The sequence below is a fragment of the Rhizobium sp. SL42 genome (genome assembly GCF_021729845.1).
Taxonomy (GTDB): Bacteria; Pseudomonadota; Alphaproteobacteria; order Rhizobiales; family Rhizobiaceae; genus Allorhizobium.
The window spans coordinates 2,653,705-2,676,830 of sequence record NZ_CP063397.1 but is presented as its reverse complement, the minus strand read 5'-3'; the positions used below and the strand labels follow the sequence as shown (position 1 = coordinate 2,676,830).

The 23,126-nt window shown below is 60.7% G+C and carries 22 protein-coding genes; 14 read left to right on the top strand and 8 right to left on the bottom strand.

Going from position 1 to position 23,126, the window contains the following annotated elements:
• The first annotated feature begins 4 nt into the window (after positions 1 to 4).
• The 5 genes from IM739_RS12660 to IM739_RS12640 all read left to right on the top strand — a co-directional run bounded on the left by IM739_RS12660 (position 5) and on the right by IM739_RS12640 (position 5,381).
• Positions 5 to 790 carry a TatD family hydrolase gene (locus IM739_RS12660; protein ID WP_237368084.1) on the top strand — a complete coding sequence of 262 codons (786 nt, stop codon included), beginning with the start codon at positions 5 to 7 and terminating at the stop codon, positions 788 to 790.
• Complete coding sequence (locus tag IM739_RS12655; protein WP_237368083.1) at positions 787 to 1,614, top strand: MBL fold metallo-hydrolase; 828 nt, start codon at positions 787 to 789, stop codon at positions 1,612 to 1,614. The genes IM739_RS12660 and IM739_RS12655 overlap by 4 nt, the downstream gene beginning before the upstream one ends.
• Positions 1,615 to 1,798: 184 nt before the next feature.
• Positions 1,799 to 2,809 carry an IS30 family transposase gene (locus IM739_RS12650; RefSeq protein WP_237368082.1) on the top strand — a complete coding sequence of 337 codons (1,011 nt, stop codon included), beginning with the start codon at positions 1,799 to 1,801 and terminating at the stop codon, positions 2,807 to 2,809.
• Positions 2,810 to 3,229: 420 nt separating this feature from the next.
• Positions 3,230 to 4,594 (top strand): phosphatidylserine decarboxylase family protein, encoded by a 1,365-nt coding sequence (locus IM739_RS12645; RefSeq protein ID WP_237368081.1) that lies wholly within the window; start codon positions 3,230 to 3,232, stop codon positions 4,592 to 4,594.
• A gap of 346 nt (positions 4,595 to 4,940) precedes the next feature.
• Positions 4,941 to 5,381: a DUF4864 domain-containing protein gene (locus IM739_RS12640; RefSeq protein ID WP_237368080.1), complete on the top strand. Its 441-nt coding sequence runs from the start codon at positions 4,941 to 4,943 to the stop codon at positions 5,379 to 5,381.
• A gap of 106 nt (positions 5,382 to 5,487) precedes the next feature.
• Here the strand turns inward: IM739_RS12640 and tgt are convergent, their stop codons facing one another.
• The 5 genes from tgt to coaD all read right to left on the bottom strand — a co-directional run bounded on the left by tgt (position 5,488) and on the right by coaD (position 9,547).
• The gene (gene tgt / locus IM739_RS12635) at positions 5,488 to 6,654 is read right to left on the bottom strand and encodes a tRNA guanosine(34) transglycosylase Tgt (protein WP_237368079.1); all 1,167 of its coding nucleotides are present in this window, start codon (positions 6,652 to 6,654) and stop codon (positions 5,488 to 5,490) included.
• A 4-nt stretch (positions 6,655 to 6,658) separates the two neighbouring features.
• Positions 6,659 to 7,750, bottom strand: a complete 1,092-nt coding sequence (gene queA / locus IM739_RS12630) for a tRNA preQ1(34) S-adenosylmethionine ribosyltransferase-isomerase QueA (RefSeq protein ID WP_237368078.1) — start codon at positions 7,748 to 7,750, stop codon at positions 6,659 to 6,661.
• A gap of 162 nt (positions 7,751 to 7,912) precedes the next feature.
• A complete protein-coding gene (locus tag IM739_RS12625; protein WP_237368077.1) occupies positions 7,913 to 8,422 on the bottom strand; it encodes a peptidylprolyl isomerase in 510 nt (169 codons plus the stop codon).
• A gap of 36 nt (positions 8,423 to 8,458) precedes the next feature.
• Positions 8,459 to 9,028, bottom strand: a complete 570-nt coding sequence (locus IM739_RS12620) for a peptidylprolyl isomerase (protein WP_237368076.1) — start codon at positions 9,026 to 9,028, stop codon at positions 8,459 to 8,461.
• 24 nt (positions 9,029 to 9,052) lie between these two features.
• Entirely contained in the window at positions 9,053 to 9,547 is a 495-nt protein-coding gene (gene coaD / locus IM739_RS12615) for a pantetheine-phosphate adenylyltransferase (RefSeq protein WP_237368075.1), read from the bottom strand.
• A gap of 223 nt (positions 9,548 to 9,770) precedes the next feature.
• Between coaD and IM739_RS12610 the strand changes: the two genes are divergently transcribed.
• The 3 genes from IM739_RS12610 (at position 9,771) to IM739_RS24050 (ending at position 10,357) form a co-directional block, all read left to right on the top strand.
• Positions 9,771 to 9,929, top strand: a complete 159-nt coding sequence (locus IM739_RS12610) for a hypothetical protein (RefSeq protein ID WP_007597491.1) — start codon at positions 9,771 to 9,773, stop codon at positions 9,927 to 9,929.
• An 82-nt stretch (positions 9,930 to 10,011) separates the two neighbouring features.
• Positions 10,012 to 10,164 (top strand): hypothetical protein, encoded by a 153-nt coding sequence (locus tag IM739_RS12605; RefSeq protein ID WP_159953079.1) that lies wholly within the window; start codon positions 10,012 to 10,014, stop codon positions 10,162 to 10,164.
• A 58-nt stretch (positions 10,165 to 10,222) separates the two neighbouring features.
• On the top strand, positions 10,223 to 10,357 hold the full coding sequence (locus IM739_RS24050) for a hypothetical protein (protein WP_007597486.1): 135 nt from the start codon (positions 10,223 to 10,225) through the stop codon (positions 10,355 to 10,357).
• Between the two features lie 189 nt (positions 10,358 to 10,546).
• Here the strand turns inward: IM739_RS24050 and gyrA are convergent, their stop codons facing one another.
• Entirely contained in the window at positions 10,547 to 13,381 is a 2,835-nt protein-coding gene (gene gyrA / locus IM739_RS12600) for a DNA gyrase subunit A (protein ID WP_237368074.1), read from the bottom strand.
• 193 nt (positions 13,382 to 13,574) lie between these two features.
• On the opposite strand from gyrA, the gene IM739_RS12595 reads away from it, so the two are divergent.
• Positions 13,575 to 14,204, top strand: a complete 630-nt coding sequence (locus IM739_RS12595; protein WP_237368073.1) for a MarC family protein — start codon at positions 13,575 to 13,577, stop codon at positions 14,202 to 14,204.
• An 8-nt stretch (positions 14,205 to 14,212) separates the two neighbouring features.
• Here IM739_RS12595 and IM739_RS12590 read toward each other — a convergent pair whose 3' ends face one another.
• Positions 14,213 to 14,839 (bottom strand): TetR/AcrR family transcriptional regulator, encoded by a 627-nt coding sequence (locus IM739_RS12590; protein WP_237368072.1) that lies wholly within the window; start codon positions 14,837 to 14,839, stop codon positions 14,213 to 14,215.
• Positions 14,840 to 15,064: 225 nt separating this feature from the next.
• On the opposite strand from IM739_RS12590, the gene IM739_RS12585 reads away from it, so the two are divergent.
• Positions 15,065 to 16,021, top strand: coding sequence for a homocysteine S-methyltransferase family protein (locus IM739_RS12585; protein ID WP_237368071.1), 957 nt, complete (start codon positions 15,065 to 15,067; stop codon positions 16,019 to 16,021).
• Between the two features lie 171 nt (positions 16,022 to 16,192).
• Here the strand turns inward: IM739_RS12585 and IM739_RS12580 are convergent, their stop codons facing one another.
• Positions 16,193 to 16,717, bottom strand: coding sequence for a single-stranded DNA-binding protein (locus IM739_RS12580; RefSeq protein WP_237368070.1), 525 nt, complete (start codon positions 16,715 to 16,717; stop codon positions 16,193 to 16,195).
• A 272-nt stretch (positions 16,718 to 16,989) separates the two neighbouring features.
• On the opposite strand from IM739_RS12580, the gene uvrA reads away from it, so the two are divergent.
• The 4 genes from uvrA to IM739_RS12560 all read left to right on the top strand — a co-directional run bounded on the left by uvrA (position 16,990) and on the right by IM739_RS12560 (position 23,106).
• A complete protein-coding gene (gene uvrA / locus IM739_RS12575) occupies positions 16,990 to 19,911 on the top strand; it encodes an excinuclease ABC subunit UvrA (protein WP_237368069.1) in 2,922 nt (973 codons plus the stop codon).
• Between the two features lie 319 nt (positions 19,912 to 20,230).
• Positions 20,231 to 20,497 (top strand): hypothetical protein, encoded by a 267-nt coding sequence (locus IM739_RS12570; RefSeq protein WP_237368068.1) that lies wholly within the window; start codon positions 20,231 to 20,233, stop codon positions 20,495 to 20,497.
• Positions 20,494 to 21,303: a DUF72 domain-containing protein gene (locus tag IM739_RS12565; protein ID WP_237368067.1), complete on the top strand. Its 810-nt coding sequence runs from the start codon at positions 20,494 to 20,496 to the stop codon at positions 21,301 to 21,303. Before IM739_RS12570 ends, IM739_RS12565 begins: the two co-directional genes overlap by 4 nt.
• A 156-nt stretch (positions 21,304 to 21,459) precedes the next feature.
• Complete coding sequence (locus tag IM739_RS12560; protein ID WP_237368066.1) at positions 21,460 to 23,106, top strand: Na/Pi cotransporter family protein; 1,647 nt, start codon at positions 21,460 to 21,462, stop codon at positions 23,104 to 23,106.
• Positions 23,107 to 23,126 lie beyond the last annotated feature (20 nt).

The window sequence follows — 23,126 nt, the reverse complement described above, 5'->3', positions numbered from 1 at the left end:
GCGCATGCTGATCGATACGCATTGCCATCTCGATTTTGCCGATTTCGACACCGAACGCGACGAACTGGTGACGCGCGCGCATCAGGCGGGCGTCAGACAGATGGTGACAATCTCGACCAGGGTGAAGAAGCTCGACACGCTGCTGGCGCTGACCGAGCGCTATGCAAGCGTGTTCTGCTCGGTCGGCACGCATCCGAACAATGCCGGTGACGAACTTGACGTTAGCGCGGACGAACTGGTGCGGCTGGCAGAAGCGCATGACAAGATCGTGGCGATCGGCGAGGCGGGTCTCGACTATTTCTACGACACACAGACGCCGGAGGACCAGAAGACTGGCTTCCTGCGCCATATCGAGGCCGCACGGCGCACGCAACTGCCGCTGGTGATCCACAGCCGCAGCGCCGACGAGGACATGGCTGCGATTTTGACCGAGGAGACGGGGAAGGGCGCCTTCCCGTTCATCTTGCATTGCTTTTCGGCAGGCCAGGCCCTGGCCGATACCGGCGTTGCCCTTGGCGGCTATGTCTCGTTTTCCGGCATCGTCACGTTTCCGAAGTCGCAGGAACTGCGCGACATCGCCGCAACCGTGCCGATGGATCGGCTTCTGGTCGAAACGGATGCACCTTATCTGGCGCCGAAACGCTGGCGGGGAAAGCGCAACGAGCCGTCCTATGTGGTCAACACGGCCGAGGTTCTGGCCGAGGTCAAGGGCGTGTCCTATGCCGAGATGGCCGATATCACCACCGCCAACGCATTGCGCTGCTTTTCGAAAATGCCGAGGCTTGCATGAGTTTTCGCCGCCGGTTCACGCTTCTCGGCTGCTCATCGTCGCCCGGCGTGCCGCGGATCAACGGCGATTGGGGCGATTGCGACCCGACGGAGCCGAAGAACCGGCGCACACGCGCGTCCTTCCTGATCGAGCAGATCGGGCCGGATGGCGGCACGACGACCGTGGTGGTGGATACCGGGCCTGATTTTCGCGAACAGATGATCCGCGCCAGGGTCGAGCGGATCGATGCGGTGATCTATACGCATGCCCATGCCGATCACCTGCACGGCATCGACGACCTGCGCGGCTATTTCCACATCCAGCACCACCGTATTCCGATCTATGCCGATGCGTTCACCATGGAGCGCATCGAGATGGGCTTCGGCTACTGTCTGAAGACGCCGCCCGGCAGCAATTATCCGCCCATCGTCGCGCCGAGGATCCTGACCGATCTGGATGCGCCAATCGAAATCTCCGGCGCCGGCGGCACGATCTCGCTGATGCCGCTGGTGCAGCAGCACGGCGACATCACGTCGCTCGGCCTCAGGATCGGCAATGTGGCCTATTGCTGCGACATCAGCGATTTTCCGATTGCGACCGTCGACAAACTGGCGGGGCTTGAGGTGCTGTTCATCGACGCACTTCAATATCGGCCGCACCCGAGCCATCTGTCGCTTGAGGAAGCGCTTGCATGGATCGAGCGGCTGAAACCCGGCCGGGCAATTTTGACCCATATGCATATCCCGCTGGACTACCACACCGTGTTGGCCGAAACGCCGGCGCATGTCGAACCGGGTTACGACCAGTTTTCGTTTGAAATTCAGCTGGATGCGCCAGAGGCCTGACAGATCCGTGGAAGCCCAGGGGGAACCTCGGGACATGCCGGAGATTGGAACGACTGGCTTGCGGGTATATTATTTAGTTCCATAATCTATCTTATGCGATTGTTGTGTGTAGCCGGGGTGGGTTCAAGGATGAAGTGCGACTTGCGAATGATACCAATGGGTTGTCACTCGCAAGGAAGCTGCAATGAAACGCACCTACTCCCATATTGATCTCGATGAGCGTCGTAAGATTGCCCGCTGGCGAACGGCTGGGCTGAGTGTCGAGGTCATCGCCGAGAAACTTGGTCGACATCGCTCGACGATCTTTCGTGAGATCAAGCGCAACACGTTCGCCGACAAGGTCGTCCCCGATCTCAATGGCTACTACTGCGTGACGGCGCACGAAATGGCTTGCGAACGGCGGGCCAAGCTCCGGAAGCTGGTGCGCTTCTCGACTGTGAGGCAGTCCGTTATCGACCGGATCATCCATGGTTGGTCGCCGCAGCAAATCGCTGGCCGGATGCGCTTGGAACGGCACCCGATCTCAGTCAGTCACGAAACGATCTACAAGTTCGCATACTCGTCCGACGGACATGCAATCAAGCTGTGGCGTCATCTGCCTGAGCATCGGGCTCGACGGCGACCGCGACATGCAAGACGCAAGTATGGCCAAAGGTTTAGCCCTGAACTGAACATTCTACGCCGTCCGGATGTCGTTGCCGATCGCAAGCAGTTTGGGCATTGGGAATGCGATCTGATCCAGTTTCGCAAGAAGTTCGGCAAGGCCAATATGACGTCCCTCGTGGAGCGAGTCAGCCGCTTTGCCATCTTTCTGCGCAACAATGATCGGCAGTCCCGGCCGGTTATGAACGGACTTGTGCAAGCGCTACAAGCGCTGCCCCACCTCGCCCGCCGCTCAATCACATTCGATCGTGGCACTGAGTTCACCGACTGGCCCTATCTGCAAGCCAGCATCGGCACACAGACCTGGTTTTGTGACCCGCAGTCACCCTGGCAGAAAGGCACGGTTGAGAACACCAACAGGCGAGCGCGGAAATGGCTTTCGAGAGAGGTCGATCCCTTATCCGTGACTGATGCCGATCTGATCGCCATCTGCAATCAGCTCAATGCCACACCGCGCAAATGTCTCGGCTATCGAACGCCGGCAGAAGTCTTCCGCAAGAAACTGCTCGCACAGCTGAGGCATGCCGGATAGCTTCGCCATGCCCGCAAGTCGCGCTTCAACATGAACTCACACCGCAATGTTGGAATGTCCTGTTCCTTCAAAGTTGGAATGTCACACTCCCCGGGTCTGACTAACGCCAGGACGAGGCATCTGGGATTGTTCGCAGCGATCTTGACGGTCCGAAGCAATTTGCCGGTCCCGCGCCAAACTCGCCGCCCCTGGGCTGATTTCGAGATATCGGCATAGCGTTGAATGCGCAGTTTCGGCACATGCGCCGTATCGGTGCTTGCGGATTGTTAGTCATATCGCATCGGTAAAGTTGCGGCACCCCTCTCAATCCAGGGATGTGTTTCTGCGTGATCTGCGCTAGCTTCGGGTGCGTGCATTTGAGGACCGCGGATACCGAGACGGGTCCGGCTCGTATCGGTCGCCAAGCAGAGGTCGCAAGCCATGGATGAACGACTGCAATTGGTGAAGGCGCGGCCGGGCGGCTGGTTGCCGGACGATGCATCGGTCGTTGCCGGATGGATCGGCCGGCTCAAGGCGATGGCCCGTGAACGCGCGCTGCCGATCGTGGCGCCGATCGCCGATTTTCGCGACATGGTCTACAATGATCCCGGTCTCTACAGTCAGGCGGACCGGATGTTTGCCGATGCCTACGCCAAGGCGCCGACCACGCCTCTCGGACAGCCCTCGCTGCAGAGTTTCGAGGAATTCATCGACCTGCTCAATCTGATCATGCAGATGGCGCCGGAAGCCTATCAGGATGTCAGCACGCAGCAGCCGGCCGGGTTGATCGGTTTTCCGATCAATGCCTTGCTGGACTGGCCAATGGCAACCGAGGCCGGCTACAATTTCTTTTCCAACGCCCTGGTCAACCAGCAGTTCAAGAAGATCCTGGCCTACTGGGCACAGTTTCTCAGCTCGGAAGCCTCCCGCTATGTGCTGACCCAAGCGGCAACGCCGATCAGCCCTGAGACAGTTGCCGTGCCATGGCTTGGTGCCGATGCCCAGGAGGAAATGACCTCGGTCGCGACACAGGCGCTCGGCTACGGACCAAACCCGACACCGTCCACCTTCGACCAGATCTTCAATTGCGATCCGGGGGCGCCCTATTACGGCTTTGCCTCCTGGGACGATTTTTTCACGCGTACCTTCCGCACTGGTGTCAGGCCGGTCAGTTTTCCGCAGGATGACAGCGTTGTCATCAATGCCTGCGAATCCGCGCCGCTGCAGGTGGTCAACAATGTGTCGGCGAGCAACCGTTTCTGGATGAAGGGACAGCCCTACTCGCTCGAAGACATGCTGGCTTTCGATGCCCTTGCCCCGCAATTCATCGGCGGCACGGTGTATCAGGCGTTTCTCAGTGCCTTGAGCTATCACCGCTGGCACAGTCCGGTCAGCGGCAAGATCGTCAAGGCCTATGTCTCCAACGGCACCTACTACCTGGAAAACCTGCACGAGGGCTTTGCCAATCCCGGCGGCGCGGATCCCAGCGCGCCAAACGATTCACAACCGTTTCTGACAGCGGTTGCCACGCGCGGCATCATCTTCATCCAGGCCGACAATCCGGCAATCGGGCTGATGGCTGTCGTTCCTGTCGGAATGGCGGAAGTCTCGAGCTGCGAAATCACCGTGAAGGCCGGCGATCGCGTCAACAAGGGCGATCAGCTTGGCATGTTTCACTTCGGCGGATCGACGCATTGCCTGGTGTTCCGGCCGGGCGTCAATCTGAAATTCAACTTCTATGGTCAGACGCCGGGTCTCGACGCGATCAACATGCGCGTCAACACGGCAATTGCGGCGGTCGTCTGAAGCGGGCAACGCGCCCGTGGTCACTCGGTGGTCAATTGCCGGCGCCCTCGCCCCTTGTCCGTTCCGATGCGTTGGCCTTTTGATCACCGCCCGAATGCCGATATTTCGGCCGTGACCGTCGGCTCGTGCCCGTTTGCCGAGGTGCTGCGGCATACAACGGCCTTGAGCAATTTCAACATGATATGCGGCGTTTTCATCGCCTGAGAGCGGGCCATCGCACCTCTGTGGGATTTGCCACGTGGTCACGAAGCCGCGACCGGATGACGATTCGATGACAAAGCTCTTTTCGAACCGGAAAATCGCACTATCCTCTATATTCGCGGCGACTGAAAAAAGGGGAAACACGATGTGCAGTCGATTTGCAGCGGCCCTTGTTGTTTTGGCGGGGCTTTATCCCGGGCTGGCTTCGGCCGATGATCCGACGGCTGGCGACCCAGCCACACAAGCGCGACAGGTGATCACCCAGCAGATCACCGCATTTCTCAACAATGATATCCCGGCCGCCTATTCCTTCGCGTCGCCTGAAATCAAATCGGCATTTCCGAATGCCGAGCGTTTTTTCGAGATGGTGAAGAAGAGTTATGAGCCGGTATACCGGCCCGGAAATTTCGCCTTCGGCCGCAACCAGATGTCGCCGGATGGCACGGTGGCGTTCCAGGAAGTGCTGATATCGGCGCCGGACGGCAAGGACTGGGCGGTATTCTACGAACTCAAGCGCCAGCGCGGCGGCAATTTCGCCATCAACGGCGTGCGGATGATGCGCGAGACCAATAGCCAGGGAATCTAGATCCGGGGCGCATTGAAGGTGACTGCAAAGCCAACGGGCAGAGGTTTCCCCCTGCCCGAGCTGTGATGTCTTGCAATGCAAGTGTTGGCCGATGACGGCCGGAGCGTCACAGCTTGTCGATGTCGCCCCGGTTCCACATTTCGATGGTTTCGGCCTTGAAGTCCTCGAAGCGGTTTTCGGCGATCGACTTGCGGATGCCCTGCATCAGTTCCTGATAGTAGGACAGGTTGTTCCAGGAGAGCAGCATGCCGCCCAGCGCCTCGTTGGAACGCACGAGATGATGCAGGTAGGCGCGGGAATAGTCGCGGGCGGCCGGGCAGGACGACTGCTCATCGAGCGGGCGCGTGTCCTCGGCATGGCGGGCATTGCGGATATTGACCTTGCCGCGGCGGGTAAACGCCAAGCCGTGACGGCCGGAACGGGTCGGCATGACGCAATCGAACATGTCGATGCCCTCGCCGACCGATTTCAACATGTCGTCCGGCGTGCCGACGCCCATCAGGTAGCGCGGCTTCTCAACCGGCAGGACCGGTAGCGTGATGCCGAGCATTTCCAGCATGACATGCTGCGGTTCGCCGACGGCGAGGCCACCGACGGCATAGCCCTTCAGGTCCAACTGCTTCAGTCCCTCGGCCGACCGCACGCGCAGACCCGGCTGGTCACCACCCTGGACGATGCCGAACATGGCCTTGCCGGGCTGGTTGCCGAAGGCGACGCGGCAGCGCTCGGCCCAGCGCAGCGACAGCTCCATCGCCCGCTCGATCTCGCGCGGCTCATTGGGCAGCGCGACACATTCGTCGAGCTGCATCTGGATGTCGCTGTCGAGCAGGCCCTGGATCTCGATCGAGCGCTCCGGCGACATGTGATGCAGGGAGCCATCGACATGACTCTTGAAGGTGACGCCCTGTTCGTCGAGCTTGCGCAGGCCCGACAGTGACATGACCTGGAAGCCGCCGGAATCGGTGAGGATCGGGCCCGGCCAGCGGATCAGTTCATGCAGGCCGCCGAGGCGGGCGACGCGTTCCGGGCCGGGGCGCAGCATCAGGTGATAGGTATTGCCGAGAATGATATCGGCGCCACCTTCCTTGACCTGGTCGAGATACATCGCCTTGACGGTGCCGACGGTGCCGACCGGCATGAAGGCCGGCGTGCGGATCGTGCCGCGCGGCATGGAGATCTCGCCGAGCCGGGCCTTGCCGCTGGTCGCCTTCAGCGTGAACGTGAAGTTCTCTGACGTGGTCTCGGGAGTGCTTTCGGAGATGGTTTCGGACATGGAATTATCTGTCTTTCCGGAACAGCAGGCTGGAATCGCCATAGGAATAGAAACGGTAGCCGGTCTCGATCGCATGGGCATAGGCCGCATGCATGGTCTCAAAGCCGGCAAAGGCCGAGACCAGCATGAAAAGCGTCGATCTCGGCAGGTGAAAATTGGTCATCAGCATGTCGACCGCCTTGAAGCGGTAGCCGGGCGTGATGAAGATGCCGGTGGCACCCGACCATTCAGGGATGAGACCGTCGTCACGCGCCGCACTTTCGATCAGCCTGAGCGATGTCGTGCCGACGCAGACGATGCGGTTGCCGCGGGCGCGTACGGCATTCAGCGCCGCCGCCGTCTCGGCCGAGACGTAACCGATCTCCTGGTGCATCTTGTGATCTGCGGTATCGTCGGCCTTGACCGGCAGAAAGGTGCCTGCACCGACATGCAGGGTGACGAAATGGCGCTCGATGCCGGCGGCATCCAGCCTGGCAAACAGGTCGGGGGTAAAATGCAGACCGGCGGTCGGGGCGGCCACGGCGCCCTCCTCCCGCGCATAGATGGTCTGGTAGTCCTGCCGGTCCTTCTCGTCCTCGGGCCGCTTGGCGGCGATGTAGGGCGGCAGCGGGATATGGCCGACGGTTGCGATCGCCTGGTCGAGGTCGGGGCCGGAGAGGTCGAAGGCGAGATCGATCTCGCCCGCCTCGCCCTTTTCGGCAACCGTGGCGTCGAGCGTGCCGAGCAGGCAGGCTGCGCCCTCGCCCGTTTCGCCAAAGCGGATGCGGTCACCGACCTTGATGCGCTTGCCGGGCTTGGCAAAGGCCTTCCAGTGACTGGCACCGACGCGCATATGCAGCGTGCAGGAGACGGCGATTTCCTCGGCGCCTTCGCGAAACCGCACGCCTTCGAGCTGGGCTGGAATGACCTTGGTGTCGTTGAAGACCAGCGCGTCACCGGGCTGAAGGAAGGATGGCAGATCAAAGACCTGGCGATCGTCCAGCACTGGATCGCCGTCCGGCCTGACGACCAGGAAACGGGCATGGTCGCGCGGGCTTGCGGGCCTCAGTGCGATATTGTCGTCCGGCAGATCGAAGTCGAAGAGGTCTACACGCATTCTAGTCGGTCAATCATCTGGTCTTGGCTGGCTTCTGGTCTTGGCTGGCTGATTGGCTTTGCCTGGTCGGCATGCTACCGGCCAGCCATTCGTCATGCGCTTTAAAATGCGAAAACCCGCCCGGGCGCAAGGCGCCGAGGCGGGTTTCTGCGAGACGATGCCTCAGGCGTCGGCAGCGACCTTCATCGAAACGATCGAGTCCGGATCGCGAACAGGTTCGCCACGCTTGATGGTGTCGATGACTTCCATACCCTCGATGACCTGGCCCCAGGCAGAATACTGCTTGTTGAGCCAAGGCGCGTCTGTGAAGCAGATGAAGAACTGCGAGTTGGCGGAGTTCGGGTTCTGCGAACGGGCCATAGAGCAGATGCCACGGGTGTGGTTGGTGGCCGAGAATTCAGCCTTCAGGTCCGGCTTGGACGAACCACCCATGCCGGCACGGCCCGGATTGAAGTCCGCGCCACCCTGCTTGCCGTACTGCACGTCGCCGGTCTGCGCCATGAAGTCTTCGATGACGCGGTGGAAAACGACGCCGTCATAGGCGCCTTCGCGCGACAGTTCCTTGATCCGCTCGACGTGAGCCGGCGCGATGTCCGGGAAAAGGGAGATAACGACCTTGCCCTTGGTCGTTTCCATGATGATGGTGTTTTCCGGATCCTTGATCTCGGCCATATTCTTTCTCCTTATTATGGGGCGCTCGCCCGATTATCAGTTGCGGCCGACGGTGACCTTCACCATGCGGTCAGGGTTCGAGACTTCGCCATTGCCACCTTCGCCGCGCTTGATCTTGTCGACGGCATCCATGCCAGCGACGACCTTGCCGACGACCGTGTACTGGCCGTTGAGGAAGCCGCCATCGGCAAACATGATGAAGAACTGCGAGTTGGCGGAATTCGGATCCTGGCTGCGGGCCATGCCGATGGTGCCGCGTTCGAACGGCACGCTCGAAAATTCGGCCGGAAGATCCGGCATGCTGGAGCCACCGGTGCCGGCGCGCGCGGCGTCGAAGCCGCTTTCCATGTCGCCGAACTGCACATCGCCGGTCTGGGCCATGAAGCCCTCGATGACGCGGTGGAAGGCAACATTGTCATATTCGCCCTTCTTGGCGAGTTCCTTGATCTGCGCGACATGCTTTGGCGCAATGTCCGGCATCAACTGGATAACGACCGGGCCATCCTTGAGCTGGATGGTGAGGAAATCGTCGTTCGACTGGGCCTGCGCGGTGCCAAATCCGGCGACGGCGAGGAAAAATGCGGTGGCGAGATGGACGAGCTTCATGGTCACTCCGGTCATGTCTGGGGCTTAACGCCCGTGTTTTGATTTCAGGGCAGCAAGAACAGCCGCCGGGACGAAGGCGCTCACATCGCCACCCATGGCGGCGATCTGCCGGACCAATGTGGCGGTAATGGGCCGCGAGGCTGTTCCGGCCGGCAGGAAGACCGTCTGCACCTGCGGTGCCATTTGGGCGTTCATTCCCGCCATCTGCATTTCATAATCGAAATCGGTGCCGTCACGCAGGCCGCGCACGAGAAGGCTCGCACCGTGATGGCGCGCGGCATCGACGGCCAGGCCACTAAAGGACACGACATCAACATCCCCTGCCCGGTCCGGCAGCGTCTGCGCCAGCGCCTGGCCGATCAGGGTCGCGCGCTCCTCATAGGAAAAGAGCGGCGTCTTGCCGGGATGGATGCCGATCGCGACGATAACTTTGCCGGCGACCTTCAGCGCCTGGACGAGCACATCGAGATGACCATTGGTCATCGGGTCGAATGAGCCTGGATAAAATGCCGTTGTCATGACATCCCGATCATTGTTTTCGACCGCCTTTTGTCACGGAAGCCGGCTCACCGCAAGCGAATTGCCACGTGGCTTGACGCCACTGGTCGGAAGCCAAGTCGCCAACATGGCGACGGGCGCAGCCGGTGAATGACGGATGAACGGTGCATTCAAGCTCGTTTCAGGTCGACCACGGTAGAAATGCATCATCGTCAACACGCGCCTTCAAGATAAAGGTCCAGCCATGCTTGCCATCCTCATCGCTTCAGCCATTGCCGCTTCGCTTCTGGTTGAACTCGGACTTGCCGTGACACGGGCCTTGCTTGAGACAACGCATGATGAACACGAAGATGAACGCCAGATGAACAGCGTGTTCAAGCGCACTTCAGGCGCTGTTCATTAAACACATTTCTACACTGCGCAGGAACCATTCCTGATCGCGAACATTATTACGGCAGACTGCCGAGTTTCGAAGGACTAGCGCCATGCATGACAAAGTTACCCTGATCAACCTGGTTTGGATGATGATGATGACTGCCATGGTTGCGACTTCCGCAACCTTCTATGTCAACGACAGCAAAGACGCCAAGTATTACGGCCCGCCGATGACCGCCCGCTACCACAGCTTCGGTCATTAATCGGATATCAAATCTTCGCCGCTAGATACGAAACGTCGCTGAAAAAGAAAGGAAGACCATGTTTTTGACCCTCACGGTTCTTGCCGCTCTCATCAGTGGTATGTTCGTCGCCTCCGTGGCGTCTACCGTCACGGCGCTGAAGCGCGAAAATGATGATTTCCGGGCCATGATGGAGCGCCGCAAGGCCTTCTAAGCTCTTACAGAGCGGCCAACCCGGCGGATCCACACGCGGGTATCAAGAAGCCGCAACGGACTTGATGTCAGACCTCCAGTCAAAAAGCCCGCCAGGACGACAGTCCAGCGGGCTTTTTCGTGCTTTCTGACTATCGTCGAAGCGGGAGAGCGGCCGGCCCGAAGTTTAGGCCGGTGCTACCTTTCAGCTTTACTCGGCAGTCGGCTCGGCCGTATCCGGTCCGCTTTCGACCGGCGCCTGCGTGACCTCTCCCTCGACCGCCTCGACAACACCTTCCACCACATCTTCCTCGCCTTCCGGCTCGCTGATGCGCTCGACGGACACGACTTTCTCGTCCTTGGCTGTCGAGAAGATGGTGACGCCCTTGGTCGCCCGGCTGGCGATGCGGATGCCGTCGACCGGCACGCGGATCAGCTGGCCGCCGTCGGATACCAGCATCAACTGGTCCTTGTCCTGGACCGGGAAGGCGGCGACCAGTTCGCCGATCTCGCTGGTCTTCGACGTATCGGTGGCGCGGATCCCCTTGCCGCCACGGCCCGAGGTACGGAAATCGTAGGACGACGAACGCTTGCCGTAACCCTTCTGAGAGACGGTCAGGACGAACTGTTCCTGCGCCTTCAGCGCTTCGTAGCGTTCGTCGGACAGCTGTCCCTCCTCGACCACTTCCTCGCCGACAAGCGCGATGTCGTCTTCGTCGACACCCGCTGCACGGCGTTCTACTGCCGAACGCTTCAGATAGGCGGCGCGCTCCCAGGGTTCAGCCTCAACGTGGCCGACAATCGTCATCGAGATGATGCGGTCGCCATCGGCGAGCGTAATACCGCGAACACCGATCGAATTGCGGCCCGCGAAGACGCGCACTTCGTCGATCGGGAAGCGGATGGCCTGGCCGAGCGCCGTGGTCAGAAGCACGTCGTCGCCCGGAAGGTTCAGGTCTTGGTTCGGCGGGACGCAGGTCTCGACATTGAGGATCTCGTCGCCCTCTTCCTCGAGCTTCATCGCGATCTTGCCGTTGCGGTTGACCTGAATGAAGTCGGACAGCTTGTTGCGGCGCACGGTGCCGCGCGTCGTCGAGAACATGACGTCGAGGTTTTCCCAGCTCGTCTCGTCCTCGGGCAGCGGCATGATCGAGGTGATGCGCTCGCCGGGCTCCAGCGGGAACATGTTGATCATCGCCTTGCCGCGCGAGGTCGGCGTGCCGATCGGCAGGCGCCAGACCTTTTCCTTGTAGACGATGCCACGCGAGGAGAAGAACAGCACCGGCGTATGGGTATTGGCGACAAACAGGCGGGTTGCGAAATCCTCGTCCTTCATCGCCATGCCGGAGCGACCCTTGCCGCCGCGGCGTTGGGCGCGATAGGTGGCGAGCGGCACGCGCTTGATATAGCCGGCATGCGATACGGTGACGACCATGTCCTCGCGGGCGATCAGGTCCTCGTCGTCCATGTCCGGGCCGCCATCCATGATGACGCTGCGGCGCGGTGTACCGAACTCGTCACGGACGGCGATAAGTTCGTCCTTGACGATCGTCTGGATGCGCAGACGCGACGAGAGGATGTCGAGGTAATCGGCGATTTCCGCGCCGATCTTGTTGAGCTCCTCGTCGATTTCGTCGCGGCCGAGAGCAGTCAGTCGAGCCAGGCGCAGTTCGAGAATGGCGCGGGCCTGCTCTTCGGACAGATTGTAGGTCAGGTCCTCGTTGATCCGGTGGCGCGGATCGTCGATCAGGCGGATCAGCGACTCGACGTCCTTGGCCGGCCAGCGGCGCGTCATCAGCTGTTCGCGCGCGGTTGCCGGATCGGGCGCGCGGCGGATCAGGGCGATGACCTCATCGATATTGGTAACCGCGATCGCCAGACCAACCAAGACATGGGCGCGATCACGCGCCTTGCGCAGGAGGTACTTGGTGCGGCGGCTGACGACGTCTTCGCGGAAGGCGACGAAGGCGCGCAGCATGTCGAGCAGCGTCATCTGCTCCGGCTTGCCGCTGTTCAGGGCCACCATATTGCAGCCAAACGAGGTCTGCAGCGGTGTGTAGCGATAAAGCTGATTCAGGATGACATCGGCATTGGCGTCGCGCTTCAGTTCGATGACGACGCGGTAGCCCTGACGGTCCGACTCGTCGCGCAGGTCGGAAATGCCCTCAATGCGCTTTTCGCGCACCAGTTCGGCCATCTTCTCGATCATCGTCGACTTGTTCACCTGAAAGGGAATCTCGGAGATGATGATCTGTTCACGGTCGCCGCGCATCGGCTCGACCTTGGCGACGCCACGCATGATCACGGAGCCGCGGCCAGTCTCATAGGCCGACCGGATGCCGGAGCGGCCGAGGATCAGGGCACCGGTCGGAAAGTCGGGTCCCGGGATGATCTGCATCATTTCCGGCAGTTCGATCGCCGGATTGTCCATCAGAGCGATGCAGCCGTCGACAACCTCGACCAAGTTGTGCGGCGGGATGTTGGTGGCCATGCCGACCGCGATGCCGCCTGCGCCATTGACCAGCAGGTTGGGGAACTTGGCCGGAACGACGACCGGTTCCGACATGGTGCCGTCGTAGTTGTCGCGGAAATCGACAGTCTCCTTGTCGAGATCGTCGAGCAGCGCATGCGCCACCTTTTCCAGCCGGCACTCGGTGTAACGCTGGGCGGCCGGCGGATCGCCGTCAATCGAGCCGAAATTGCCCTGACCATCAATCAGCGGCATGCGCAGCGACCAGTCCTGCGCCATACGGGCCAGCGCGTCATAGATCGCCGAGTCGCCATGCGGATGGTACTTACCCATCACGTCACCGGTGACGCGCGCGCTCTTGACGTATTTCTTGTTCCAGTCGAGCCCCAGTTCATTCATCCCGAAAAGGATGCGGCGGTGCACGGGCTTGAGCCCGTCTCGCACGTCTGGAAGCGCGCGGCTCACGATCACGCTCATCGCGTAATCGAGATAGGACCGCTGCATTTCCTCCATGATGGAAATAGGCTCGATGCCTTGCGGGAACTTGCCGCCGCCGGGAGTGCTTTGCTCAGTCAAATCAGGTCACGATCTTTGTTCGGAATCACTGGGGATTTTATAGCGGAACAGGCGCGAAAGCGCCAATTTCCAGCACGGTTATAAACAGGCTTTTGCGGCTGTGGAAAGGCAATTGCGTCAATATCTTGGTGCTTGCCTTGCCAAGCCGGCGCGGCTTGCCTCTAAATAGGGTCTGCACAGGGAGATCTCAGATATGGCCAGCGCCGAAGCCATGATTGCCGCCTTCACGACGTTGCTGGTCACGGTCGATCCGCCGGGGCTGGCGCCGCTGTTTCTCGGCCTGACGGTCGGCATGAACAAGAGCCAGCGCAAGCAGGTGGCGGTGCGTGGATCGATCATGGGATTTGCCATCCTGACCGTGTTTGCCCTGTTCGGCGCCACCGTCCTCAGCGCTCTCGGCATCTCGATGGGCGCCTTCCGCATCGCGGGCGGACTGATGCTGTTTGCCATCGCCTTCGAGATGATCTTCGAGCGCCGCAATGAACGCAAGGAAAAGACCACCGACGACGCGATCACCAAGGATCACATTCACAATCTGGCAGTGTTTCCGCTTGCCATTCCGCTGATCGCCGGCCCAGGCGCGATCTCGGCGACCGTACTGATCGCCGGTACTATGAATGACCTGATGGGCAGAGCGCAACTGATCGGCGTCATCGCCGTGGTGCTCGGACTGGTCTATCTGGCGCTCCGCGTGGCCGAGCGGCTGAACCGCTTCCTCGGCGTAACCGGTCGGGCACTTCTCACACGGCTTCTGGGCGTGCTTCTGGCGGCGCTGTCGGTGCAATTCGTCGTCGATGGCGTGAAGTCAGCCTTCGCTGCGTGAAAGCGCCCTCACGGACGGCCGAACGCAGCCTTGATGAAGGCCCGGTAGGCAAGCACCTGGCGCTCGAGTACATCCGGCTGGTGCAGAATCTTCGACATGATGATGCCGCCGTCGATGATGCAGCAGAGCATGTTCGCAAGGTCGGCCAACTCGACATTGGTTTTGAGCGGGTGTAATCTTGCAATCCGCTCCAGATACCCGAGGAATCGGTCATTCCACGACATCACGGTCAGGGCGCTGAGTTCACGGACCTCCCGGTCGAACAGGCGTTCCTGGTAGCAGATCGCGGAAATCAGGCATCCCGGATGCACGCTCGGCAGGTCCTTCATCAGTTCGGCCAGGAGTTTCAGGCCGATCAGGAAGGCTTCGAGCGGATCGTCGCTCAATTCTGCGCCGCGACCGAATATGTCATCGAAGATCTGCTCGTTCTCGGCAATGTAGCGGCGCAGCATTTCATGGGCGAGTTCGTTCTTGTCCCTGAAGTGATAGAAGAAGCCGCTCTTGGTGATGCCGGCCTCGGCGATCACCTCCTCGATCGAGGTCGCGGCAAAGCCCTTCGACAGCACGCTGTGCTGCGCGATCTCCAGAATGCGCTCGCGTGTCGCGGCGCCCTTTCGGCTCTCCTGCCTGTCCAAGATCTGTACTCACGGTATGGTTTTCATCACGGAACGGGGCGCAAGTGAACAGTCGGTGACCGCGCGGAACGATACAAGTCTATGAAATAACTACGCTTCCAAAGCCAATGGACGTGCCGCACCACAAGATCACTGGAATGCAACGGCACGGATTTGCGAGAAATGAGGTCATCGACGGCACACACGTCTGCCGTTGCGGATCGATTTTATCATCGGAGACACATCATGGCAAAGTACAGACAGCAACTGCCGCAGCTTGAAGGCGGCGACTTCCTGACGGATGGTGGGATGGAAACCACCTTCGTCTTTCACCGGGGCATGGAACTGCCGCATTTCGCCGCCTTCCCACTGCTCGACAGCGACGATGGCCGCAGCGAACTGCTGAGCTACATCGAGCCCTACATCCTGCTGGCGCAGCAACGCGGCGTCGGCTTCATCCTCGACACGCCGACATGGCGCGCCAACGCAGACTGGGGTCATAAGCTCGGCTATGACCGCAAAGCCCTGCACGACCTCAACTTGCGCGCCGTGGACTTCGCCGAAGCCTGCCGGAACCGGTGGGAGACGCGCGCCACGCCCGTGGTGATCAGCGGGATCATCGGACCGCGCGGCGACGCATACAAGGGCGGCCAGACCGATGTGGCGGAGGCGCATGACTATCATGCCGACCAGGTTGCAAGCTTTGCGCAGTCGGCGGCCGACATGGTTTCGGCGATGACGATCAACACGGTGGAAGAGGCAACCGGCATTGCACTTGCCGCCGCCGAACACGGTATCCCTTGCGTCGTGTCATTCACGGTCGAAACCAACGGGCGCCTGCTGAACGGCACCAGCCTGCAGCACGCGATCGAACGGACCGACGACGCTACCAACGGGGCGCCCGTCTATTACATGGTCAATTGCGCCCATCCCACCCATTTCGACCAGGCTCTGGCCGTCGATGCGCCCTGGGTTCGGCGCATCCATGGGCTTAGAGCCAATGCCTCGGCCAAGAGCCACGCCGAGCTGGACGAGAGCGAGACACTCGACATCGGCGACCCGGCCGATCTCGGACGACGCTACCGGACGCTGCGGCGGGATTTTCCGGGTTTCAGGATCCTCGGCGGCTGCTGTGGCACAGACCATCGCCACGTCGCCGCGATCTGCGAGGCTTGCACGCCGTCCGCCGGACTTGCCGCCTGATGCCGGCTGCCTGACACTTCTACGCCCGACACACCGCAGCTGAAACAAAGCGCGGCCCGCAAGTAACTGCGGGCCGCGCTTGTCATTGAGGATGGCGCAACAGGAGACGTTGCATCGCGCCGGATCAGATCGGTTCGAACCTCTCAGACCCGACCAGCGGTTGACGGCCGATCAGAACGGGATGTCGTCGTCCAGATCGCGCGAGAAGCCGCCCGACGGTGCGCTGGACCCACGACCCGCCGAGCCGCCGCGCGGAGCGGAGGAAGCCGGAGCAGAACCGTAGTCGTCATAACCACCGCCTGCGCCGCCGAAGTCACCGCCACGCGATGCGCCGCCGCCATCGCCACGACCTCCCAGCATTGTCAGGGTCGAGTTGAATCCCTGCAGCACCACTTCCGTCGAGTAGCGGTCCTGACCGCTCTGGTCCTGCCACTTGCGGGTCTGCAGCGCGCCCTCGATATAGACCGTGGAGCCCTTCTTCAGATACTGCTCGGCAACCTTGCAAAGGCCTTCGTTGAAGATGACGACCGTGTGCCATTCGGTCTTTTCCTTGCGCTCGCCGCTATTGCGGTCGCGCCATGTTTCCGATGTGGCAATCCGCAGGTTGGCAATCGGCCGGCCGTCCTGGGTCCGGCGGATTTCAGGATCGGCGCCGAGATTGCCGATCAGGATGACCTTGTTGACGCTACCAGCCATGACACTCACCTTACTGCCGCGCCGCCGCGGCGTTCAAAATCCAATTTGGGCCACCTTATCCCATACAAGGGGAACGATGGGGCGCGGACAAACTATAATCCACAAGGAAAAATGTTCTTTATTTGTTCTATTCTTTCGCTAGGATGCTGTCAACAGAATCGAATTGTCATCCCGCGATGACGGCAAGTGCTCGACACGCGCCGTTGTTAGACTACATAAGGACAGTCCTCCTCCCGGGATCCCCTGTCCACTGTCCGATCCGAGCCATTGCCATGTCCGAACTGAAGACTATCTCCATTCGCGGTGCCCGCGAGCACAATCTCAAGGGCATCGACCTCGACCTGCCGCGCAACAGCCTGATCGTGATGACCGGGCTTTCCGGCTCGGGCAAGTCTTCGCTGGCCTTCGACACGATCTATGCCGAGGGGCAGCGCCGCTATGTCGAGAGCCTGTCGGCCTATGCGCGGCAGTTCCTCGAGATGATGCAGAAGCCGGATGTCGACCAGATCGAAGGCCTGTCGCCGGCGATTTCGATCGAGCAGAAGACGACCTCGCGCAATCCGCGCTCGACGGTCGGCACGGTCACCGAAATCTACGACTATATGCGTCTGCTGTTTGCCCGCGTCGGCATTCCCTATTCGCCGGCAACCGGCCTGCCGATCGAAAGCCAGACGGTGAGCCAGATGGTCGACCGGATCCTCGCCTATGAGGAAGGCACACGGCTGTTCATCCTGGCGCCAATGATCCGAGGACGAAAGGGCGAGTACAAGAAGGAACTCGCCGAACTGATGAAAAAGGGCTTCCAGCGGGTCAAGATCGACGGCCAGTTCTACGAGATCGCCGACGCGCCACCGCTAGACAAGAAATATAAGCATGACATCGACGTGGTGGTCGACCGCGTCGTGGTGCGGCCGGATATTGCCAGCCGGCTGGCCGACAGCCTGGAGACCTGCCTCAGGCTCGCGGACGGGCTGGCGGTCGCCGAATTTGCCGACAAGCCGCTGCCGCCGGAAGAGACGGCGGCCGGCGGCTCGGCCAACAAGTCACTGAACGAGACCCACGAACGGGTATTGTTTTCGGAGAAGTTCGCCTGCCCTGTGTCGGGCTTCACCATTCCGGAGATCGAGCCACGGCTGTTCTCGTTCAACAACCCGTTTGGCGCCTGCCCCACCTGCGACGGCCTGGGGAGCCAACAGAAGATCGACGAGGCGCTGATCATTCCCGAGACGCAGCGCAAGCTGAACGACGGTGCGATCGCGCCCTGGGCTAAATCCGCCTCGCCCTATTACAACCAGACGCTGGAAGCGCTGGGCAAGGCTTTCGGCTTCAAGCTGACCGCCAAATGGGCGGACTTGCCGGAAGCGGCACAGAAGGCGATCCTGCACGGCACCGTGGACAAGATCGACTTCCACTATGCCGACGGAGCGCGTTCGTATACCACGACCAAGACCTTCGAAGGCATCGTGCCGAACCTCGAGCGGCGCTGGAAGGAAACCGACAGCGCCTGGGCGCGGGAGGAAATCGAGCGCTACATGTCGGCAGCGCCCTGCCCGTACTGCGCCGGTTTCCGCCTGAAGCCGGAAGCATTGGCCGTCAAGATAAACGGGCTGCATATCGGCCAGGTGACCGACATGGCGATCCGCAATGCCGGCGCCTGGTTCGAGGTGTTGCCGGGCAAGTTGACCGACAAGCAGAACGAGATCGCTGTGCGTATCCTGAAGGAGATCCGCGAGCGCCTACGCTTCCTCAATGATGTCGGGCTCGACTATCTCAGCCTGTCGCGCAATTCCGGCACGCTGTCGGGCGGCGAAAGCCAGCGTATCCGCCTGGCCTCGCAGATCGGTTCGGGCCTGACGGGCGTGCTCTACGTTCTAGACGAACCGTCGATCGGCCTGCACCAGCGCGACAATGCGCGTCTGCTCGAGACGCTTAAGCACCTGCGCGATATCGGCAATACGGTCATCGTCGTCGAACATGACGAGGACGCCATCCTGACGGCCGACTATGTCGTCGACATCGGTCCAGCCGCCGGCATCCACGGCGGCCAGGTGATCGCGAAAGGCGCGCCGAAAGACATCATGGCCAGCCCGAAATCGCTGACCGGCAAATACCTGACCGGCGAACTCGGGGTGAAGGTGCCGGAGCAGCGGCGCAAGCCGAAGAAGGGCCAGCAGATCAAGGTGGTCGGCGCCAAGGGCAACAATCTGAAAAATGTCACCGCCGCCATTCCGCTTGGCGTCTTTACCGCCGTCACCGGCGTGTCGGGCGGGGGCAAGTCGACGTTCCTGATCGAAACGCTTTACAAGGCGGCAGCGCGGCGCGTGATGGGCGCGCGCGAAAACCCAGCCGAACACGACCGCATCGACGGTTTCGAATTCATCGACAAGGTGATCGATATCGACCAGTCGCCGATCGGACGCACGCCGCGCTCAAATCCGGCCACCTATACCGGCGCCTTCACGCCGATCCGCGACTGGTTCGCCGGCCTGCCGGAAGCCAAGGCGCGCGGTTACCAGCCGGGCCGCTTCTCATTCAACGTCAAGGGCGGCCGCTGCGAGGCCTGCCAGGGCGACGGCGTGATCAAGATCGAGATGCACTTCCTGCCTGATGTCTATGTCACCTGCGACGTCTGCCACGGAAAGCGCTACAATCGCGAAACGCTCGACGTGCATTTCAAGACCAAATCGATCGCCGACGTGCTCGACATGACGGTCGAGGAAGGCGTCGAGTTCTTCCAGGCAGTGCCGGCGGTGCGCGACAAGCTTCAGGCGCTGTTCGATGTTGGCCTCGGCTATATCAAGGTTGGCCAGCAGGCGAACACGCTCTCAGGCGGCGAGGCGCAGCGCGTCAAGCTGGCCAAGGAACTGTCGAAGAAATCGACCGGCCGGACGCTCTATATCCTCGACGAGCCGACGACCGGACTGCATTTCCACGATGTGGCCAAGCTTCTGGAAATGCTGCAGGAACTGGTCAACCAGGGCAATTCCGTCGTGGTCATCGAGCACAATCTCGAAGTGATCAAGACGGCCGACTATATCATCGACTTCGGCCCGGAAGGTGGCGATGGCGGCGGCGAGATCGTTGCCCAGGGCACGCCGGAAGAGGTTGTGAAGGTTGAGACGTCCTATACCGGACAGTTCCTGAAGGAGTTGCTGGAGCGGCGACCGATGAAGAAGGTGCAGGCGGCGGAGTGAGCAGGATTCTCTCAAGGGTCCGTGAGCTGATAGCTGAAGGCAATTTCAGGGTTTCGGTTCACGCCTTGAGGGAGTTGGTGAATGAGGGGCTGCTGACTGGACCTCTGATATCCGGTATTACATCCTGCACATTGGTGGAGGAGTATCCGGACTATCACAAACGCCCTTGTGTGCTTGTGCTTTAGAAGGACGAGAATGGACAGGTGATCCACTTGCTCTGGGGTATTCCGGCGGGCGCGGAGCAACCCGCTGTACTGGTGACGGCCTATATACCGGATGCTGAACGTTGGAACTTTGATTTTACGAAGAGGAGGCCTTGATGACCACGCAAGCGTCACAGCTCATTCGAGAGGGGCAGTATGCCGCCGAGGTCTTGATTGCCCTTCATGACGATGGCGGAGAATGGGGGCCAACGGTAGCGCCTGAAGACATCCAAAAATTGGACAGGGTTCGTGCCGCTCTTCGCGCTGGCGACTTCAGTCTCGCGGAAATGGATGCGAAGGTCTTTCGGCTTGTGCATTACAGCGCTGAAGCAAGACCTGCCGCAGGCTTTGGTGACAACGAACAGGATGCATTCCAGTCATGACCCAATCCGGCACTATCCGCACTGGCATCGGCGGCTGGACGTTTGAGCCATGGGAGGGCACGTTCTATCCCGAAAAGCTTGCCAAGAAGAAGCAACTGGAATTTGCCAGCCGCGAACTTACGGCGATCGAGGTGAACGGGACCTATTATTCCAGCCAGAAGCCGGCGACATTTGCCAAATGGGCGTCAGAAGTGCCGGAGAACTTTGTGTTCTCCCTGAAGGCAAGCCGGTTCTGCACCAACCGCAAGGTGCTGGCCGAGGCGGGCCCCTCGATCGAGAAATTCCTGACGCAAGGCATTGCCGAGCTTGGGCCTCATCTCGGGCCGATCCTCTGGCAGTTCATGGGTACGAAAAAATTCGAGCCGGAGGATTTCGAGGCGTTTCTGGCGCTGCTGCCGAAGACACTGGACGGATTGCCGCTGCGACACGTCGTCGAACCGCGGCATGGCTCTTTCCAGGTGCCGGAATTCATCGATCTTCTGGCAAAATACGATGTCGCAGCCGTTTGCGCGGACCATCACGACTATCCGATGTTTGCCGATCCGACGACGGGCTTTGTCTATGCGCGGCTGCAGAAGGGCAGCGATGACATTGCCACCTGCTATCCGCCCGAAGAGCTTGACGCTTGGGCTCAGCGATTGAAGATCTATGCGGCCGGTGGCATACCGCAGGACCTGCAGGCGATCGCGCCACAGCGCAAGATCAAGGCGGAGCCACGCGAGGTGTTTGCCTTCTTCATCACCGGCGGCAAGGTGAATGCGCCGAACGCGGCACGCAAGATGCAATCCCTGGTCGCCGAGAGCTAGAATACTCGTATTCGTCGGCAAATTGTGACATTGGCGAATCTGGACTAGGCTCGGTCGCAGAGTCGCCGTCATCCGTGAGGAAATGGTCGACAGTGTGTGATCATGGGGATGTGCGGACCACGCCTCATGTTTCTTATCCGGTCTCGAGGCATTTCCATGTCAGGCATAGCAGTCTTCATCAACCTGGCAGGCGCGGTCGCATTGCTGCTCTGGGCGACACGCATGGTGCGGACAGGCATCGAGCGGGCCTATGGCGGCGTTTTGAAGGACAAGCTGCGACTGGCGGTCGGCAACCGGTTTTCGGCGGCCTTTGCCGGTTTCCTGTTTGCCGTGGCCCTGCAGAGTGCGACCGCCGTTGCCCTGATCATCGCCTCATTCACCGCCGCCGGCTATGTCACCTCGGCGATCGGCATTGCGACCTTGCTGGGTGCAGATTTCGGTTCGGCCTTTGTCGTGCGCATCCTGCGCTATGACCTGTCGCTGCTGGTCCCGATTCTTTTGCTGCTTGGCACGATCGCCTTTCGCGCCTCGGAAGAACGCCACTGGCGCCAGCTCGGCCGGATCCTCTTCGGTCTCGGCCTGCTACTGCTGTCGCTGAAACTGATCGGCCAGGCGTCGGATCCGCTGCGCAGCAGCCAGATCCTGCCGGTTCTGTTCAACTACCTGGCGAGCGACTGGATCAGCGCCTTCCTGCTCGCCGCATTGCTGGCGTGGTCCTTCCATTCCAGCGTCGCCGCGGTTTTGCTGGTCGCGTCACTCGCCGACAAACATCTGCTGCCGGACGCCTTGATCATCCCGCTGGTGCTCGGGATCAATTTTGGTGCGGCCGTGATCGCGGCGCTGCTGACCAAGAATGCGGAGGCCAATGCGCGTATCGTGCCGCTGGGCAATGTCGTCATTCGCGGCCTGATGACGCTGGTGGCGCTGGCACTGCAGTTCATCGTCCAGGTCGGACCCGCCCAATTGGCCGCGCATCCCGGCGATGCCGTCGTCATAGCACATCTGGCGATGAATGGCGCTGTCCTGGTGCTCGGCCTGCCATTCGCGGCGGTCGTCGCCCGGCTGCTGGAACGGTTTCTGGCGCCGGCCGCAGGACAGCCGGCCAATGACGACCGACTGTCGGCGCTCAATTCGGCCGATCTCGTGCATCCGCAACAGGCGATCAGCAACGCCACGCGCGAAGTGCTGACCGTCTGCGACAAGACGGAAATCATGCTGAACAGCATTTTCGAGCTTTACGAGCATTGGGATACAAAAAAGACCCAGCGGATCGAGGCGCTCGACGACCAGATCGACACCATCCACCGCGACATCAAGTTCTATCTGGCGCGGATTTCGCAAACCGCGCTGGACGAACACTCGGCCGAGCAATGTCAGAGCCTGCTTGGTGCGACGATCAAGATCGAGCAGGCGGCGGACATCATTTCGCAGAACATGCTGACCCGAGCGCGCAAGAAATACGAACGCAATGCGGCGTTTTCAGCCGAGGGCTGGGCGGAACTGTGTGCCATGCATCACGAAGTGGTGCAGAACGCCCATCTGGCATTCAACCTGCTGGTCAACCGTAATGTCGAATATGCCCGCCAGCTCGTGGCGCGCAAGGAAGTGGTCCGGCAATTGGTCAAGGCCAGCGAAGAGCAACATCTGCAGCGCCTGCGTCAGGGCAATGCCGCGAGTTTCGAATCCAGTTCGCTGCATATCGACACGATGCGGGATCTGAAAGAGATCAACTCGCTGTTCGTATCGATCGGCTATCCGCTGCTGGAAGGCGAAGGCCTGTTGCGCGGCAGCCGGCTTCTCTAGCGCTTCCTGGCTGGATCAAA